15 protein-coding genes are annotated in these 16771 nt (G+C 67.1%); 5 read left to right on the forward strand and 10 right to left on the reverse strand.

What is annotated here, in order from left to right:
• Positions 1-116 precede the first annotated feature (116 nt).
• From NE2_RS03685 to dprE1, 3 genes are all read right to left on the reverse strand, one after another.
• Positions 117-2081, reverse strand: a complete 1965-nt coding sequence (locus NE2_RS03685) for a galactan 5-O-arabinofuranosyltransferase (RefSeq protein WP_063023891.1) — start codon at positions 2079-2081, stop codon at positions 117-119.
• A 164-nt stretch (positions 2082-2245) separates the two neighbouring features.
• Positions 2246-3007 carry a decaprenylphospho-beta-D-erythro-pentofuranosid-2-ulose 2-reductase gene (gene dprE2, locus NE2_RS03690; RefSeq protein WP_030516814.1) on the reverse strand — a complete coding sequence of 254 codons (762 nt, stop codon included), beginning with the start codon at positions 3005-3007 and terminating at the stop codon, positions 2246-2248.
• A complete protein-coding gene (dprE1, locus tag NE2_RS03695; protein ID WP_167356699.1) occupies positions 3004-4494 on the reverse strand; it encodes a decaprenylphosphoryl-beta-D-ribose oxidase in 1491 nt (496 codons plus the stop codon). Before dprE1 ends, dprE2 begins: the two co-directional genes overlap by 4 nt.
• A gap of 142 nt (positions 4495-4636) precedes the next feature.
• On the opposite strand from dprE1, the gene NE2_RS03700 reads away from it, so the two are divergent.
• Positions 4637-5119, forward strand: a complete 483-nt coding sequence (locus NE2_RS03700; RefSeq protein WP_281262703.1) for a GtrA family protein — start codon at positions 4637-4639, stop codon at positions 5117-5119.
• Between the two features lie 26 nt (positions 5120-5145).
• On the opposite strand, the gene NE2_RS03705 is transcribed toward NE2_RS03700, so the two are convergent.
• The 3 genes from NE2_RS03705 to NE2_RS03715 all read right to left on the reverse strand — a co-directional run bounded on the left by NE2_RS03705 (position 5146) and on the right by NE2_RS03715 (position 8961).
• Positions 5146-5766, reverse strand: coding sequence for a pyridoxamine 5'-phosphate oxidase family protein (locus tag NE2_RS03705; RefSeq protein ID WP_063024051.1), 621 nt, complete (start codon positions 5764-5766; stop codon positions 5146-5148).
• A 370-nt stretch (positions 5767-6136) separates the two neighbouring features.
• Positions 6137-8368 (reverse strand): molybdopterin-dependent oxidoreductase, encoded by a 2232-nt coding sequence (locus NE2_RS03710; RefSeq protein ID WP_063023893.1) that lies wholly within the window; start codon positions 8366-8368, stop codon positions 6137-6139.
• 110 nt (positions 8369-8478) lie between these two features.
• Positions 8479-8961 (reverse strand): hypothetical protein, encoded by a 483-nt coding sequence (locus tag NE2_RS03715; RefSeq protein ID WP_036525405.1) that lies wholly within the window; start codon positions 8959-8961, stop codon positions 8479-8481.
• 367 nt (positions 8962-9328) lie between these two features.
• Between NE2_RS03715 and NE2_RS03720 the strand changes: the two genes are divergently transcribed.
• Complete coding sequence (locus NE2_RS03720) at positions 9329-10027, forward strand: DUF4282 domain-containing protein (protein ID WP_228830957.1); 699 nt, start codon at positions 9329-9331, stop codon at positions 10025-10027.
• A 123-nt stretch (positions 10028-10150) separates the two neighbouring features.
• The gene (locus tag NE2_RS03725) at positions 10151-11023 is read left to right on the forward strand and encodes a helix-turn-helix domain-containing protein (RefSeq protein WP_063016826.1); all 873 of its coding nucleotides are present in this window, start codon (positions 10151-10153) and stop codon (positions 11021-11023) included.
• 28 nt (positions 11024-11051) lie between these two features.
• Here the strand turns inward: NE2_RS03725 and NE2_RS03730 are convergent, their stop codons facing one another.
• Positions 11052-11405 carry a MarR family winged helix-turn-helix transcriptional regulator gene (locus NE2_RS03730; RefSeq protein WP_036525409.1) on the reverse strand — a complete coding sequence of 118 codons (354 nt, stop codon included), beginning with the start codon at positions 11403-11405 and terminating at the stop codon, positions 11052-11054.
• A 236-nt stretch (positions 11406-11641) separates the two neighbouring features.
• Between NE2_RS03730 and NE2_RS03735 the strand changes: the two genes are divergently transcribed.
• A complete protein-coding gene (locus tag NE2_RS03735) occupies positions 11642-13108 on the forward strand; it encodes an MFS transporter (protein WP_063016868.1) in 1467 nt (488 codons plus the stop codon).
• Between the two features lie 60 nt (positions 13109-13168).
• Here the strand turns inward: NE2_RS03735 and NE2_RS03740 are convergent, their stop codons facing one another.
• Positions 13169-13726 (reverse strand): dTDP-4-dehydrorhamnose 3,5-epimerase family protein, encoded by a 558-nt coding sequence (locus NE2_RS03740; protein WP_063023894.1) that lies wholly within the window; start codon positions 13724-13726, stop codon positions 13169-13171.
• Between the two features lies 1 nt (position 13727).
• The gene (gene rfbA / locus NE2_RS03745) at positions 13728-14618 is read right to left on the reverse strand and encodes a glucose-1-phosphate thymidylyltransferase RfbA (RefSeq protein WP_063016822.1); all 891 of its coding nucleotides are present in this window, start codon (positions 14616-14618) and stop codon (positions 13728-13730) included.
• A 229-nt stretch (positions 14619-14847) separates the two neighbouring features.
• Here rfbA and NE2_RS03750 point away from each other — a divergent pair, with 229 nt between their 5' ends.
• Positions 14848-15879 carry an alpha/beta hydrolase gene (locus tag NE2_RS03750; RefSeq protein WP_084493764.1) on the forward strand — a complete coding sequence of 344 codons (1032 nt, stop codon included), beginning with the start codon at positions 14848-14850 and terminating at the stop codon, positions 15877-15879.
• A 115-nt stretch (positions 15880-15994) separates the two neighbouring features.
• On the opposite strand, the gene NE2_RS03755 is transcribed toward NE2_RS03750, so the two are convergent.
• Positions 15995-16708, reverse strand: coding sequence for a DUF8020 domain-containing protein (locus NE2_RS03755; protein WP_063023895.1), 714 nt, complete (start codon positions 16706-16708; stop codon positions 15995-15997).
• Positions 16709-16771: the final 63 nt, after the last annotated feature.

Below are 16771 nucleotides of genomic sequence, written 5' to 3' on the forward strand. Positions count from 1 at the left end.
ACTCCTTCGGCCGACAATCAGCCACCCACCGTACCCATCCGGAGTGAGGCGGCGCCGGGTGAGCGTTGGTTATCCACAGGAACGGGGAAATTCCACAGCGTTATCCACAGTACGGGTCAGGAGCGCACGACCAGGGTGAACGGTCCGATATCCGTGATCCGGAAATGCGGATCGGCGAAGAGCGTTCCCGGGAATTCGACCGTGTAGCGGCGCACGTTGGGGTCGTTGGGATAGACGTCCTCGGCCAGGCGCAGGGTGTAGTTCTCGCCGCTGCGACGGAACAGGAAGGCGTCCGGCGCGCGCCACGGAGAGTGGTTCAGCGCGTCGATCAACTCGGCCGGTGATTTCAGCTCGCTCCAGCGCTTGATCTCGGCGGCCCGGGCCGGAAAATCGGCGAGCGGATTGGCGTAATGCGAGGTCAGCGCCTGGAAACCGAAATACGGATAGTAGGACAGGAAGCTCGTGTCGGCGGTGAGGAGCACCGTCTCGTCGCGCGGCCGCCCGGTTTGCTCGGTGAGGACCTGATCGATGCGGCCGTAATGCGACACCGCCGAGGGGCTGCGCTTGTCCGCCCGCACCCCGTTGCCGTCGGTGTCGGTGTAGGCGGTGGTGATCTCGGCATTCAGGATGCCGGGAATGCTCTGTGTGAAGGCCAGTGCACCGAGGACCGCGACCACCGCGGTCGCCGCCCGGAATCGTCGCGGTTCGTCCCCGGCCTGGTACACGGCCCGTGCGCCCTCGACGAATCCGAACGCTCCCGCCGCGGCGAGCAGCACCTGCAGGATGGGTTCCAACCGGAAGGCCAGCCCCGTCGTACCGGCGGCCGTGACCAGCATGGAGGCCAGCGACCACAGATAGATCGCGACCACCGAGATGGCGAGTGCCTGGGCCCGTCGCGAACTCGCGGCCCGCACCACCAGCCAGAGGGTGCCGAGCAGGCAGAGGGCACCGAGCAGCGGTTCGGAGAAGTCGAACATCGGGAACGCCAGCCGCGAACCGGATTCCGGCAGGTAGTGCAGGGCAGTATTGGATTCCGGCAGATGCCCGGTCAGCACCTTCGCCAGATACGGGGCCCAGACGATCAGGGCCAGGATCGCGGCGATCACGCCCATGACGATCAGCCGCAGCAGAATCGGCCACAGCAGGCGGAAGACGCCCAGCCGCGGAGCGCGCGGCTGATGTACCGCGATCTCGCGCTGCTGCCACCACAGGGTTGCCCAGGCGACGAGCCCCATCAGGACCACGGTGAAGACCGCGACCACGAAGAACAGCGTGTAGAACATCGCCGACAGTCCGAGGAACGCCCCCGCTCCGATCGCCGCGCCCCAGCCGCCCGCGGTGCGCGGCTCGCCGGCCGGGCTCGCCGTCGCCCCGGATTCGGCGGGCCGATACAGCGCACCCCACGCCAGCACCATCGCCGGCGCGAACAGGATCACCAGCACGGCGCTGTAGGCCTCGGGGGAGGCGAACGCCACCATCACCGCGGTGGTCGTCGCCGCGACCGCGACCGCCCAATCCCAGCGAATCAGCTTGGACCACAACACGAGTGCCAGCACCGACGCCACCGCCAGCGACACGATCGCATAAGGCTTGAACGTCTCCCACCCGGCCAGGCCGAGCAGATTCGCGACGCGTCCGCCGATCCAGAACCAGCCGGCGGGGTAGTACGCCGGAATGTCGGCGTAGGTCATATCGTGCAGCGCGGCGGTATCGGTGAGGCGCGTCAGATATTCGGTGCGGAATTCCTGATCCACCGAAATGCCGAACAGATACAGCTTGGTCGCCGCGAGCGGCATTCCGAGCGTCACCGTGACGAAGGCGGAAATACCCGCCCAGGACAGCACTTTCGCCACCCACGGCCACCGGCGCATCCGGATCAGCACGATGGCGAGCACCAGCAGCACCGCCGCACCCGCCTGCCCCACGGTGGTCAGCGCGCGAGTCACATTGGAGGAGTTGAACGCCGGCCACTGCACCGCCGACATCGCCGTCAGCCCGATCGCCGCCACCAGCGCGGCGACCACCGCCCCGACGACAGCCTCCCCGAGCCCGCCCCCGACCTGCCGGACTAGTACGCGCACAGTGCCTCCGGATCCTCTCTCGCCGCCGATCTGCCCGCGAGCCTACAAGCCGGGTGGAACCGGTTCGCGTCGGCGCGATGCCGGCGGCCGTCCTCGTGAAACGACGAAGGAGAGCCGGCGCTCGGTAGCGGCGACTCTCCTTCGCGGCTCGAAACCGAACCGGTCTAGATGGGAAGTCTGCGGAAGATCGGGCGCGGAACGTGGCGCAGGATCATCATGACCCAGCGGAACGTACCCGGCGCCCAGACCAGTTCCTTACCCTTCTCGGACGCCGAAACCGCAAGCACCGCAACGTCTTCCTTGTTCACCGTGAGCGGCGCCTCGGCGACGTGCGCGGAGAACTGGGTGCGCACCTGGCCCGGCCGCACCACGGTGACGCGCGGGCCGTGCGGGCGCAGCGCCTCGCCCAGGCCGAGATAGAAACCATCCAGCCCGGCCTTGGTGGAGCCGTAGACGAAGTTGGCGCGCTTGACGCGCTCACCGGCCACCGAGGACATGACGATGATCCGCCCGAAGCCCTGGGCCTTCATCTTCTCGCCGACGAGCACGCCGACCGACACGCCCGCGGTGTAGTTGACCTCGGCGACCCGCACGGCCTTGAGCTGGTTCTGCCACAGCTCCTCGGCGTCGCCGTCGAGCGCGAAGGCGACGATCGCGACATCGATATCGCCGTCGGCCCAGGCCTGTTCGATCACCTTGGGGTGGCTGCCGGTGTCCAGCGCGTCGAAGTCGACGATCTCGACCTTCGACGCGCCCGCGGCCTCCAACTGAGCGACCGACTGCGCGCGCAACGGGTCGTTCGGCAGCGCCGCGAGCACCACTCGCGCCGGGCCCTTCTTCAAATACTCCTCGACGATCGCGAGGCCGATCTCCGAGGTACCGCCCAAAAGCAGAATGTTCTGCGGGTTACCTACCGCGTTGATCACTGCAGCTCCAGCCTTCTCGCCATATCGGACATGAAAACGCCTGTGGGATCGACACTTCGGCGGACCTTGATCCACTCGTCGATCTTGGGATACATCTTGTGGAAGGTCTCCGCGGTGGTCCGGGAGTCCTTCGCGGTGTAGAGGCGACCGCCGAATTCCAGGACGCGACGGTCCAATTCGGTGACCAGCTCGTTGAGGCCCGGACGCACGGGGAAGTCGACGCAGATGTTCCAGCCCTCCATGGGGAAGCTCAGCGGCGCCTGGTTGCCCGGCCCGAAGAACTTCAGCACATTGAGCGCGGAGTAGTGACCGGAACGCTGGATGTCGACGATGATCTTGGTGAATTCGTCCAGCGCCTCGGGCGGCAACACGAACTGGTACTGGATGAAACCGGCCGACCCGTAGGCCCGATTCCACTCCGAGACCACGTCCAGCATGTGATAGAACTGCGTCAAGTTCATGATCTTGCCGGTGTAGTTGCCGCCGAGCGCGTAGTACGCCTCGCCCACCATGCCGAGCGTGAGCTTATTGGCCGCGAAACTCGGGAAGATGTTCGGCACCGTCAGCAGATTCGGCGCGTCGAACTTCAGCGGGTTGGCGCGCAGCTTCTTCGGCAGTTCGTCCAACTTGGCCAGGCGGCCGCGAGAAACGTTGGCGCGCCCCAGCTTCGGCGGTGCGCTGATCACGTCGAACCAGGTCGAGGAGTAGGTGTAGTTCTCCTCGGAGCCGTCCTTGTGTACGGCGATGGTCTCGTCCAGCGTCGTGGTCTTGATGCCGTCGGCGATGAAGTAGGCCGTCTCGGTCGGCGTCATCTCGATCGTGGCGCGCAGGATGATGCCGGTCAGGCCGTTGCCACCGACGGTCGCCCAGAACAGCTTGGCGTTCTTCTTGGGACCGATGTGCTGAATCTTGCCGTCGGCGGTCAGCAGGTCGATCGAACGCACGTGGTTGCCGAAGCTGCCGGCGCTGTGGTGGTTCTTGCCGTGGATATCGGAGGCGATGGCGCCGCCGACGGTCACCTGCCGGGTGCCCGGAAGAACCGGAACCCACAAACCGAACGGGAGCGCGGCCTTCATCAGCTGATCGAGGCTGACGCCGGCATCCACATCGACCAGGTGGCTGTCACGGTCGATCCGGTGGATGTTGTTCAGCGCCGACATGTCGATGACGAGGCCGCCACCGTTCTGCGCATGGTCACCGTAGGACCGGCCGAGCCCGCGCGCGATCACACCGCGTCGCAGGTACGCCGGCTTGGACTCGTTGTCCTCCGCGACCATGGCCACGGCCTTGGCGATCAGTTCCGGATCGCCGGTCGAGAGCACTTCGGAGGTGGAGGGCGCGGTACGACCCCATCCGGTCAGTCGACGGGTATGCGTCGGCAGCGAAAAGCTGTCGGCGGAGCCGTTGCTGCTTGCCTGTGACGCCTCGCCGTCGCCCGCGGAGTTCGCAGGACCCGCGGCGGTGGAGGTCTGAGCTTTCGTGGACATCGGCATAGAGGCTACAGGTATGGCCGGGGCAGGGGTCGGCTGTCGCGTGTCCGCGGCCCGCTCGAGGCGGATTTCACAGCGGCGACCGGGGCGGGAGCGCGGTTGTCGCGGCGTGTGCGGCGTGACCCGCTACTCTCGTGCCGTGAGTGCGGAACCCCATCTTCCTCTTCCGGCCGAGTTGCCCCTGGTAGACGAGCCGGGCGGTACGGATGTCGATCTGAAGACGCAGATTGTCCGGTTCGTCCTCACCGGCGGATTGTCGGCGGTGGTCGACTTCGGGCTGTACGTGCTGCTCATGGCCCTGTTCGGGGTCCCGCGCGATTTCGCCAAGGCCTGCAGTTTCATCGCCGGTACCACCACGGCGTATCTGATCAATCGGCGCTGGACGTTCAAGGCGCCGCCGAGCCGCAGCCGGTTCGTGGCGGTGGTGATCCTCTACGCGGTGACCTTCGCGGCGCAGGTGGGTATCAACGCGCTGCTCAACGACACCCTGCCCGCGATGTCGGTGGATATCGCCGGCCATTCGGTGAAGGGTGCGGTGCTGATCGCCTTCGTCATCGCGCAGGGCGTGGCCACCGTGATCAACTTCGTCGTGCAACGTGCGGTGATCTTCAAGATCCGCTGACGTTCCGGATCGCCGATCCCGAACCGTCAACCCTCCGCGACGAGGGCCCGCGCCTGCGCCTTGGCGCCGAAATAGTCCCCACCCTTGGCCCGCGGACTGTCGGTACCCCATTCCCGCTCCTCGCGGGCGGCCGGCGTCAGGTGCGGGATGTGCTTTCTGCAGTGGATGTAGGCCTCCTCGACATCCACGACCACCCACCGCTCGGCGACGCGGCCGCGCTCGGCCGCCGGCAGGTCGGGTACCCGGCCTCGCAATGACTGATCGTCGACGATGCGTGCCGATCCGTTGATATGCAGCCCGACCAGGTCGTGGACGAAGTCGATCATCAGGATGCCGACGTGCGGATTCTCCAGGATGTTGCCGAGGGAGGCCATCACTCCGTTGCCGCGGTATTCCGGATAGGCGACCGTGCGGTCGTCGATGACGTGCACGAATCCGGGTTTGCCGGCCCGGAAGCTGGTATCGCATTCACCGTGCCGGTCGGCGGTGGCGATGAAGGCCATATCCATCCGTCCCACGAACTCGCGCATGCGTGAGTTGAGGCTGTTCAGCACCTGTTCGTCGTAGAAGCGCTCCGCGCGCTCCTCGGTGCCGAATCGGCGTTGCAGTTCTCGCTCGCCGTCACTGCCGCCTGTGGAACCGGACATGCCACACCCCTCCGGGTAGCTGAGATCCGCACGTGGATGGTTCGGCATTGAACCTGAAATATGTCGAAATCCTATAGGAACGAACGTGTTTCGGATGGCGAAATCAGCGAACCAGCAGATGGGCGCACTGTCTGTAAAGACAATCTGTGAGCTGAGCCGCTACCGCGCATCAGTCTCGCGTACGGGACAGGTACGTGGCAACGCCCGAAATGCCGTTTGCCTCAAGGCTGCTGGCCGAATGTGCAGGGTAGTGGCGGCCGAACTGCTTGTGAGCGTGAGCTTTTCACATCCGCGAGTGCGGAGATAGCGCGCGGGTTGCCCGTTGCGCCACGAGCGCTATCCCCCTTGCACGTGCCGACCGGTCGGAGAATCACACCGGCGTGATGGTCACCGGAACCCCGTTGAATACCGCATTCCCGGACACGGCGTCGATGCGGGAATCATCGGTCAGGGCATTGGCATTCACGCCGGCGTGCTCTCGCGCGACCGTCTGGGTACTGCCCGAATGTCCCCATCCGTGCGGCAGGCTCACCACGCCGGGCATGATCCGGTCGTTCGGTTCCACCGGCACGGTCAGCTTTCCGGCCGCCGATTCGATCGCGGCCAGCTCGCCCAGCCCGAGGCGCGCGACGTCGTCGGGGTGAATATGCAGCGTGCAGGTATTGGAGCCGCCGACCAGCGCCGGTACGTTGTGCATCCAGCTGTTGTTCGACCGCAGCTGCCGCCGGCCGATCAAGACCACATCCGGTCGGGCAGCGGACAATTCGGCCACCAGCCGGGTCGTATCGTCGAGCAGCGGCTGGGGCGCCAGTTCCACCTTCCTGGAGGCGGTGCGCAGCACACCGGGCAGTCGCGGTCGCAGCGCACCCAGGTCGACGCCGTGCGGATTGTCGAGGAGAACCTGCAGGTTCAGTCCCTCGGGCGCCCCGTTCTCGCCGGTGCCGATGTCCACCGGCTGACGATCGGGATTCCACTCGCCGTACGGGCCCAGGCGCAGCATCATGTCGATGCGCTGTTCGGTGGTGTCGGCGCCGATCAATTCGCCGCGTCGCTCGGTGAGTCCGGCCTTGTGCAGCGTGCCGGCGATGATCAGCTCGTCCACCTCGGCGACGTAATCGCGGCCGGGCTCCGGTCGCTGCCCAGCCAGGGAAAGTGCGAGGCGGGCAAGTATTTCCGATTCCGAGGGCCGGTCGTCCGGCAGGGCGACCAGCGGCGGGGAATAGCGGGCGTAGTTGTGCACCGCGAACTGCAGCAGCGCGAAATCGTAGTGCGGCGCCTGCAGTGTGCGCGGCGGCGGCAGGATCACATCCGCATGGCGGGTGGTCTCGTTGAGGTAGCGATCCACACTGATCATGAAGTCCAGCCCGGCCAGCGCTTCGCCCAGCCGTGCGCCCGCGGGCGCCGAGAGCACTGGATTGCCGGCCACCGTCACCAGCATCCGGACCTGTCCCTCACCGGGCGTGAGAATTTCGTCGGCCAGCGTCGCGACGGGGAATTCGCCCATGGCTTCGGGCAATTCGCGCACCCGGCTGGTCCAGCGCCCGAGCCGGAACGGCCGCGTCCGCACGATGCCCAGTGCCGCGGCGGTCGCGAACATCGCGCCGCCGGGCCGGTCGAGATTGCCGGTGAGCACGTTGATCACATCCACCAGCCACTGCGTGAGAGTGCCGAATTCGGCGGTGCAGGTGCCGATGCGCGCATAGACCGCGGCCGTCGGCGCCGCGGCCAGCTCCCGCGCCAGCCGCGCCACGGTCTCGGCGGGGATGCCCGTGCGTGCCTGCACGGCCTCGGGCGTGAACGGGACTGCCGCCGAACGGATCTGTTCGAGTCCCGCCACCTCGACTCGGATATCGGTCAGATCCTCCGCGAAGAGCGTGTGCACGATGCCGAACAGCAGATAGGCATCGCTGCCGGGCCGGATGAACAGATGCTCGTCGGCGAGATCCGCGGTCCGGGTGCGCCGCGGATCGACCACGACCAACCGCCCGCCGCGCTTGCGCAGCGCCTTCAACCGGCCCGGATAGTCCGGGGCGGTACACAGCGAGCCGTTGGACTCCAGCGGATTGGCGCCGAGCATCAGCAGGTAGTCGGTGCGGTCCAGATCGGGCACCGCGACCGTGAGCGGATCGCCGAACATGAGCCCGCTCGACACCTGCTTCGGCATCTGATCGGCGGTGCTGGCCGAGTACAGATTGCGCGTGCTCAACGCCCGGATCAGTGCCGGCACGTACAGCGCGCCGGCGACTGTGTGCGCATTCGGATTGCCCAGATACAGCCCGGCGGCCTGGCGGCCGTATTCGTCGAGGACGGCCGGGGCCCGCTCGGCGATGAGATCGAAGGCCTCGGTCCAGGTGGCCTGGCGCCAGGTGTCGGTGGCGCGATCACGGATGATCGGTTCGGCCAGCCGATCGGGGTCGGCGTCCAGCGCCCCGAGGCTCGCGCCCTTCGGGCAGATGAAGCCGCGGCTGAACGGGTCCTCGCGGTCGCCGCGCACGCGCGTCACCCGCTCCTGAGCGTCCAGGGTGATCTCGAGTCCGCAGACGGCCTCGCACAGCGGGCAGGTGCGGTAGGTGGTCCGGGCTTCTGCGGTGACGCGTGACATGGACCCATCATCGTCGGCGACTCGTCGTCGCGTCGAGATTCATTCGAAATGCACGAAAACCGCGAAACCGCGAGAACAGTGTTGTTCTCGCGGTTTCGCGGATGGTCGATTCAGCTGGCGATGCGAGCGACCTGCGGCTTGCGGCCGGAGTTCGCCGAACGCACGGCCGCGGCGATCGCGACGACCGGCGGCAGCCAGCGGGCCTCGGTCGGCGCTACACCCCAGCAGGCCTCGCCGGCCGAGAGCTGGGTGGGCGGCAACGGGATGCCCGCACCGTCGGTGTAGACGATCGCGCCGGCCGCGCGCAGCGCCTCGAGCGCCATCGCGGCCTTGGCGAGTCCGGTCACCAGGTGGATCTCGCGGCGCTCGGCGCCCGGGATCTCGATCACCGGTCCGGACAGGTTGTTGGCCCGCAGGAATCGGCGCACGTTCGCGGCCAGTTCGCCGGCGACCTCGATACCCGACACATTCGTGTCGGTGATCAGGCAGATGCCGTTGGCCGTTTCAGCGACCGTCCACCCGCGCTGGATGTAGTCCTGCGCGGTAGCGGCCAACGTCGCCGCGTGGACGGAAGTCGGAAACGCTGTACGCACTGTGTTCTCCATTCCCCGGGTAGATCTGGGTCCTGCGTCGGTGTTCATGGGACGTATCGGGCCGCGCTACCGGCGGTGTTACAACTTGGTGGAAATTTCTTCGTGATGGTCGGATACGTCACAGGGGCGGGCGTTGATCGCCGGTGGCTATGAACCTTTCGGACCGCCGTTCGCCGCCGTTGTGAACTGCTACGACTACCACCTTTGTGCGCGTCGCTGTGAATCGAATGCGTTGCGGCTGTTGATTCCCTGGCAGGTCGCTGGGAAGAAATGGGATGAAAGTGTGATGTGAGTCGCATGTGACCGATGGGATTCGATCCCGCCGGGAGATTGCTCGCTTCCGCTGTGCCGGGAGAGGATTCGAATCATGAGCGACGACCCGCAGCGGCCCAGGAACCGGGACTCCGATACCGCCGCGCGCGATTCCGCTGGGGCCGCACGAAATATGGACGAAGCGCCCGAGTCGCCGGCCGAACGCGCCGGAATCGACGACCGGTCCGGCGAAGGCGAACCGGGCGACGCCGACTACGCGGTGGAATCGCGCTGGCTCGCATGGAAGGACTCCGCACGACGACGCCGGTCGCCGGACGATGCCGCCGAGGAGAGCGATACCGCCGAGGAGGACGAGCGGCCCGAACCGTTCCGGAGTCCGGGCGCCTTCCGGGCCTGGTGCGGTGCGGCCGCCCGCGCGCTTCTGGATGTGCAGTTCCGCACGCCGGCCACGCGCACGCTGCTGCCGCTGGCCTATCTCCTGGGGCTGGCCTTCGCGGTCGGCATCCCCCTGGTTCTCGTCGTGGTCCTGTGGCAGGTATCCGCACTGCTGGGATTGATCTTCGCGATCGTGGTGGCGGTGCCGCTCGGCCTGACCATCGCGGCCTCGGTGCGATTGGCGCTGGAATTCCTGGTCAACGCCTCGCGGCTGGCAACCCGGGTGGAACACATCAACACCCTCGCCGACGATCTGTTCCGCGCTCTGTCCGATGTCGCCGAGCCGGTGAACCAGCTCTCGGAAGACGTTCGCGCGGTGCAGTTCTGGCGGTTCCGCAAGCGTCCCCCGCGCAAGTAGCAGCGCACCGGCGGCCCGGCCGATCGGCGCGGCTGTCGGGCGTTGTTCTGTTGTGCAACAATCCGTTCGGGGGTGTCCGGAGCGAATTCCGATGCCCGCGAAGCTTTCTGCCGAGGGGGAAAAATGGCTTCACCGCAGGGGATCACCGGTTCGACCATGCCGCGGCGGCAACTGGGCCGCCGGTTGCGTGACCTGCGCAATCGCGCCCGGATGACGACCCGGGTGGCCGCTCGCCGGCTGGAATGGTCGGAAGCCAAGATCTGGCGGATCGAGACCGGTCAGACCTCCCTGCGCAGCCTCGACGTGGAAGCCATGTGCAAGATTTACGGCGCACCCGAGGCCGAGCTGGAACCCCTGACCGCTCTCGCCCGTGAAACCAAGGCGCGCGGTTGGTGGGCTCCCTACAGTGACGTGATCGCCGAGGGTTTCGACGTGTACATCGGCCTGGAAGAGGCCGCGACCGAAATCTCCACCTTCGAGAACGAATTCGTGCCGGGCCTGCTGCAGACCGAGGACTACACTCGCGCGCTGCTGACCGCGGCCCGGCCGAATCTGAGCCCCGCCGATATCGAGCGCCGGATCGAGGTGCGCGGACAGCGGCAGCGTCTGCTCACCCGCACCCCGGAGCCGGTGCGGCTGGTGGCGATCATCGCCGAGTCGCTGCTGTGGCGGCGGATCGGTGATCCGGCCGTGATCGCGGGGCAACTGGATCATCTGCGCCGCATGTGTGAGCGCCCGAATATCGACATTCGTCTGGTGCCCAACGATTCCGGTTACCACGACGGTCTCGATTCCGGGCGATTCGTCCTGTTGGAATTCGGCGCGGCCGGCGCGGAAACGACCGAGCCGCCGGTCGTTTACGTCGAAAATTTCGGCGTATCCACCTATTTCGACAAAAATTCCGACATCGACCGCTATCGAGGCGCATTCGCGAATATCCGCGCGGCCTCGGTGGACGGGAGAGCGGCGCTGGACGAGGCCATCGCCGCCGCCTGACGCGCTACCGGATTTGGTACGGGCGGATTCAGTGCAGGGTCCGTTCCAATACTTCGCGATGAGTCGGAACGGCGGCGGTGTGGAGCGCGCGGCCCTTGTCGGTGAGGCAGACGAAGATCGCGCGGCGGTCCTCGGTGCACAGGGTGCGATCGACCAGTCCGTCGCGTTCGAGCCGTGCCACCGTACGGGACAGTGCGCTCTGGCTCAGGTGGATGTCGTGCGCCAGATCGCTCATCCGGTAGCTGTCGCAGGAGGCGTCGACCAGGCGGTCCAGCGTCTCGAACTCACTCAGGCCGATGTGGTGTTCGCGCTGCAGGTCCTTCTCCAGCGCACAGGACACCGCGGCATGACGAGCGAGTAGATCGCGCCACTCGCCGACCAAGCCGCCCGGCCCGTCGTTCCGGCCGGCCGGGGACGGGCAACCGGTCTCGGTATCACTCGGCGCGGTGGACGGCAGACCTGCGGAGAGCTCCGTATCCGGTGCCACCGCGTCCGTCGAATGCGCCGGAAACGCTGTCGACGCCTTTGTCATGTCGCCATCCTAGTGCCTGGGGCGGGTTCATGCAACCGCATTAAATGCTTGTGCATTAGATGCGCACGCATGTAATGTTCCGCGACATGACTTCCACAGCAACACTTCCGGCCGCCTCGGCGGCCGATACTCGGTGGCCGATCCGGCTCTGGGGCATGCTCATCACGCTGTGCATCGTGCTGTTCCTGGACGGCCTCGACGTCTCGATGGTCGGCGTCGCGCTGCCGTCCATCGGTACCGAACTCCATCTCGAAACCTCGACCCTGCAGTGGCTCGTCAGCGGATACGTGCTCGGCTACGGCGGTCTGTTGCTGCTCGGTGGCCGCACCGCCGATCTGCTGGGCCGGCGCAAGGTCTTCCTCATCGCACTGGCCGTCTTCGCGGTCGCCTCCCTGGCGGGCGGGCTGGTCAGTTCCGGGCCGCTGCTGATCGCGACCCGCTTCGTCAAGGGGCTGGCGGCCGCCTTCACCGCGCCGACCGGGTTGTCGATCATCACCACGAACTTCGCCGAGGGGCCCGCGCGCAACAAGGCGCTGTCCATCTACACCGTCTTCGGTGCGGGCGGCTACTCCATGGGCCTGGTCTTCGGTGGCCTGATGACCGGTTTCGGCTGGCGCTGGACCTTCCTGCTGCCGGTGCCGATCGCGCTGGCCGCCCTGGTCTCCGCAGCCATCCTGGTGCCGAAGGACAAGGGTGACACCGCTGAGGGCGGTCACGATCTGCTGGGTGCGCTGTTCTCCACCGCCGCCATGCTGCTGCTGGTCTACACCGTGGTGTCCGCACCGCAGGCCGGCTGGGGTTCGGCGCGCACCGTGGGCTCGTTCGCGGCTGTGCTCGTCCTGTTCGCCGCGTTCGTCGCGGTGGAGAAGCGGGTGCGGCATCCGCTGATCCGGCTGGGCATCCTGCGCAAGGCCACGCTGGTGCGAGCCAGTCTGGTGATCGTCGCGGTGGCGGGTTCCTACTTCAGCTGGCAGTTCATCGTCACCCTGTACCTGCAGGACAGCCTGGGCTGGTCGCCGCTGACCCTGGCGATGGCGCTGCTGCCGGTGGGTGTGCTGGTGGCGCTGTCATCGGTGTTCTCCGACAAGCTGGTGGACCGCTTCGGCACCGGCCCGATCATCGCGGTCACCACCACCGTCATGGCGATCGGCTACCTGCTGTTCCTGCGCATCGACACCGCACCGTCCTATCTCGCGGTCATCCTGCCCGCGGTCCTGCTGATCGGCATCGGATGGATCGGCTTCCCGGCCATCAACATTCAGGCCACCAACGGCATCGAGGACGAGGAACAGGGCCTGGCGGCCGGCGTGCTGCAGACCTCCATGCAGGTCGGCGCGGCCATCGTCCTCGCCATCACCACCGCGCTGATCTCCTCGGGGCCACACGGCAATTCACCGCAGGCGGTACTCGACAGCTACCGTCCCGGCCTGATCTTCGCAGGCATCGCGGCGATCATCGGCGCCCTCATCGCCTTCACCCACTTCCTGCCCGCCCGCAAGAAGCGGCAAGAGGTCGAGGAGTCCGAACAGGCACCGGAACTCGCGGCGGCCTGAGGTTTCACCCGAGCGCCACGCCCGGCTCATCCATTCGAGCCGGGCGTGGCGTTTGCGCGTTCAGCGCAGTTCGCGCAGGCGCGGTGCGGCCGCGTCCTTCGGCGAGCGAAGGAAGGTCAGCGGAGTGCCGTCGGAACCGACCGTGGGCCAGTCTATTCCGAGATCCGGATCGAATGCGTCCAGGTCCCGGTCGAATTCGGGGGAGTATTCGAGCGAACACAGATAGGTGACGGTGGAATCGTCGGCCAGTGACAGCAGGGCGTGGCCGAGTCCTTCGGAGAGAAAGACCGAGCGGCGCGAGACGTCGTCGATCACGACACTGTCCCAGCGGCCGAAGGTCGGGGAGTCGCGGCGCAGATCGACCACGACGTCGAGGAAGGCGCCGCGCATGCATGTGACGTATTTCGCCTGGCCGGGCGGATTTTCGGTGTAGTGGATGCCACGCAGGACACCGGCCGCCGAGGTGGAGGTGTTCATCTGCAGCAGGTCCAGGGGCCGTCCGGTCGCCTTCTCGAATTCCGAGGCCTTGAACGTCTCGGCGAAGACGCCGCGCTCGTCGCCGCGCAACTGCGGCGTGAACTCCCACGCACCCGGGACCGCCAGTTCTCGAATCCGCATCTCAACCGTCCTGTCCGTAGCGATCGTCGCGCCCGCGATTCAGCAGGTCCAGCAGATAGGTCCCGTATCCGGAGCGCACCAGCGGCTCGGCCAGCCGGCACAGCTGTTCGTCGTCGATGAAGCCCATCCGCCAGGCCACCTCCTCCGGAACGCCGATCTTGAGACCCTGGCGTTCCTCGATGGTGCGCACGTAATTGGCGGCGTCCAGCAGCGAATCGAAGGTGCCGGTATCGAGCCACGCGGTGCCGCGCGCGAGGGTCTCGACCTGCAATCGCCCCTGTTCGAGGTACGTGCGGTTGATATCGGTGATCTCGTATTCGCCGCGCGCGGACGGTCGCAGTCCCCGGGCGATCTCGACGACGTCGTTGTCGTAGAAATAGAGGCCGGGAATGGCGTAGTTGGACCGCGGGAGTTTCGGTTTCTCCTCGATGGAAACGGCCCTGCCTCGGTCGAATTCGATCACGCCGTAGGCCGAGGGATCGGACACCCGATAGGCGAAGACCGCGCCGCCGTCGAGTCCGTCGAAGCGCCGCAGCCGGGTGCCCAGGCCGGGACCGTGGAAGATGTTGTCGCCGAGCACCAGTGCCGCGCATTCGCCGCCGATGTGGTCGGCGCCCAGCACGAACGCCCGGGCCAGGCCGTCGGGTTCGGGTTGCACCACGTAGTCGATCGCCAGGCCGAACTGGGTACCGTCGCCGAGCAGCCGGCGGAAGGCCTCGGCATCCTCGGGCGTGGTGATCACCAGGATGTCGCGAATGCCCGCCAGCATCAGCGTGGAGAGCGGGTAGTAGACCATCGGCTTGTCGTACACCGGGACCAGCTGCTTGCTGACCCCGCGCGTGATCGGGTGCAACCGGGACCCGGTGCCCCCGGCCAGAATGATTCCGCGCATGTGACGCAAGTTTGCCAGCTCTCGCCCGCTCGGGCTCGATGAGGTTCCGACTGGACCGCGAAATGGTCACGATGGTTTCGCCGCGGCCTGGTCGGGCGATCAAGTATTGCGTAGGTCACACATCCGTGGTGTTCTGAAACATGAGTGTGTGAGATGTCAGCGCCGACACCTCAGCTACCGAATCTGCCGGTAGCCGGTCACTCGGCGCCGAGTGGCAGGTAGGTGCGCGATGACCGCGATTCCCATCGGCGAGGCCGAATACCGGCCGGGGCTCGAACCCGGTGTTGTCGTGGATCCGGTGGTGGTGAACCCGGACCGTGCGAGTCTGCATTCGCAAGCGGTGTTGCTCACCTGCCGGGGCGTGGTGGGCCCCGTTATCCGCCGCTACCCGATCACCCCGATGACCATGCCGGTCGCGCGGGTCCTGATCGACCGGCTGGCGGCGCTGCGGCCGCAGGTGCGTGGCGTGGAACGCGAACAGGTGCGGATGAGCGGCTTCCGGATGGAGATCATCCGCCCGGCCGGCGCCCGGCGATCCCTGCGCGACGGCGCCGTGATGTACATGCACGGGGGCGGCTTCTTCCTCTGTGGACTGGACTCGCACCGGCCGGTGGCGGCCAGCCTGGCGCGTCGTACGGGGCTGCCGGTGGTGAACGTGGACTATCGGCAGTTGCCCGGGACGAATATCGCCGGCTCGGTCGAGGACTGCCTGACGGCCTATCGCTGGTTGTTACGGCACGGCGCCGATCCGGCGCGCATCGTCTTCGCCGGAGATTCGGCGGGCGGTTTCCTCACCTTCGCCACCGCACTGCGGGCGGCGCAGGCCGGACTGCCCGGCCCGGCCGGCCTGGTCGGCCTGTCACCACTGCTGGATCTCGATTACCGGCTCAAGGGCGAGTACATGAACGTCGGTCGCGATGCCTACATCCCGATGGCGGCGGTGCGGCAGATGGTGCGTTACGGGGCCGAGGCGGAGCGGCCGCTGGACCCGGCGCTGTCCCCGGTCAACGGATCGCTCACGGGCCTGCCGCCGGCGCTGCTGATCGTCGGTGAGGACGAATTGCTGCGCTGCGACAGCGAATTGATGGCCCACCGGCTCACCGCGGCCGGGGTGCCGAATTCGCTGGAGCTGTGGCGCGGACAGGTCCACGCCTTCATGAGCATCCTGCCGAATATGCCGGAGAGCCGGGCCGCGCTGGCCCGGGTGGCGCGATTCGTGCGGGCGCGGGTCGAACCGGAAGAGGCCGCGCGGACCGCCTGACAGGGAGGGCCCGGGGCAGCGGAAACGACAGTGCCCCGCCCACCGTGACGGTGGGCGGGGCACTGTCTCTGATCCGAGGTATCCGCCCGCTCAGGGGGACGGGCAGCCTTCGGAATTACTTGGCCGGCGCCGGCGCCGGCGGGTTGAACGGCGCGGTGGTGGTGGCGAAGTACTGGATCGCGGCGCCGATCGCGACCGGAGCGGTCACGAAGATCTGGCCGGCGAGCACACCCAGGAAGCCGACGGCGGCAGCACCGGCGACACAGCCGCCCAGCGGGCCGGCGCCGAACAGGGCGAGCAGCGCACCGGTCGCGGCGAGACCGATAGCGGCGCCCGCGACACAGCCGATGAGCGCGCCGCCGATACCACCGGCCAGGGTGCCGATGGTGGCGCCGGTGGCGATGGTGTCCTTCATACGGGTGAAGGCGGCGACCTCACGGTCGTAGGGGGTCTTCCACGGAGCCGAGTCCTCGAACGGCAGGGCGACCGGCTTGTAGACCGCGTGCGCCATGTCGTACTGGGGGGTCAGGGTGGCGGTGTTGCCGGAGATGTCGGCGGCGATCGGGAACTCGAAGTCGTCGACCCGGAAGTTCAGCGGGGTGCCGGCGAGCACGGCGCCGTTGGCAGCCTTGATCTCCAGCATGCCGTTCTCGTTGACGATCGAGCCGCCGTCGGTCTTGATAATCGCTTTGTCGTTCTCGACGCTGGCCTTGTAGTAGACGCTCTCGGGCGCCGCGGGGGCCGCGGGGTCGGCCGTGGCAGTTCCGGCCGCGACACCGACAGCGGCGACCAGCATGGCGGCGGTCGCGACGAATTTCCTCATCATCATTTTTTGCGGAACCTCGATACAGAGTGGTTCTGGGACATGAGAAATAAAAATCGACGTCAGCTA

Origin of the sequence: Nocardia elegans NBRC 108235 (assembly GCF_001612845.1) — a bacterium.
Classification (GTDB): domain Bacteria; phylum Actinomycetota; class Actinomycetes; order Mycobacteriales; family Mycobacteriaceae; genus Nocardia; species Nocardia nova.

Excerpts from the sequence above, each read along its gene's own strand:
- NE2_RS03705 (WP_063024051.1), bottom strand. The coding sequence starts at position 5,766 with ATGTCCGGTTCCACAGGCGGCAGTGACGGCGAGCGAGAACTGCAACGC.
- NE2_RS03740 (WP_063023894.1), bottom strand. The coding sequence starts at position 13,726 with ATGCGGATTCGAGAACTGGCGGTCCCGGGTGCGTGGGAGTTCACGCCG.
- NE2_RS03720 (WP_228830957.1), top strand. The coding sequence starts at position 9,329 with ATGAGCGACGACCCGCAGCGGCCCAGGAACCGGGACTCCGATACCGCC.
- NE2_RS03725 (WP_063016826.1), top strand. The coding sequence starts at position 10,151 with ATGGCTTCACCGCAGGGGATCACCGGTTCGACCATGCCGCGGCGGCAA.
- rfbA (WP_063016822.1), bottom strand. The coding sequence starts at position 14,618 with ATGCGCGGAATCATTCTGGCCGGGGGCACCGGGTCCCGGTTGCACCCG.
- NE2_RS03710 (WP_063023893.1), bottom strand. The coding sequence starts at position 8,368 with ATGTCACGCGTCACCGCAGAAGCCCGGACCACCTACCGCACCTGCCCG.
- NE2_RS03755 (WP_063023895.1), bottom strand. The coding sequence starts at position 16,708 with ATGATGATGAGGAAATTCGTCGCGACCGCCGCCATGCTGGTCGCCGCT.
- NE2_RS03735 (WP_063016868.1), top strand. The coding sequence starts at position 11,642 with ATGACTTCCACAGCAACACTTCCGGCCGCCTCGGCGGCCGATACTCGG.
- NE2_RS03750 (WP_084493764.1), top strand. The coding sequence starts at position 14,848 with ATGACCGCGATTCCCATCGGCGAGGCCGAATACCGGCCGGGGCTCGAA.
- dprE1 (WP_167356699.1), bottom strand. The coding sequence starts at position 4,494 with ATGTCCACGAAAGCTCAGACCTCCACCGCCGCGGGTCCTGCGAACTCC.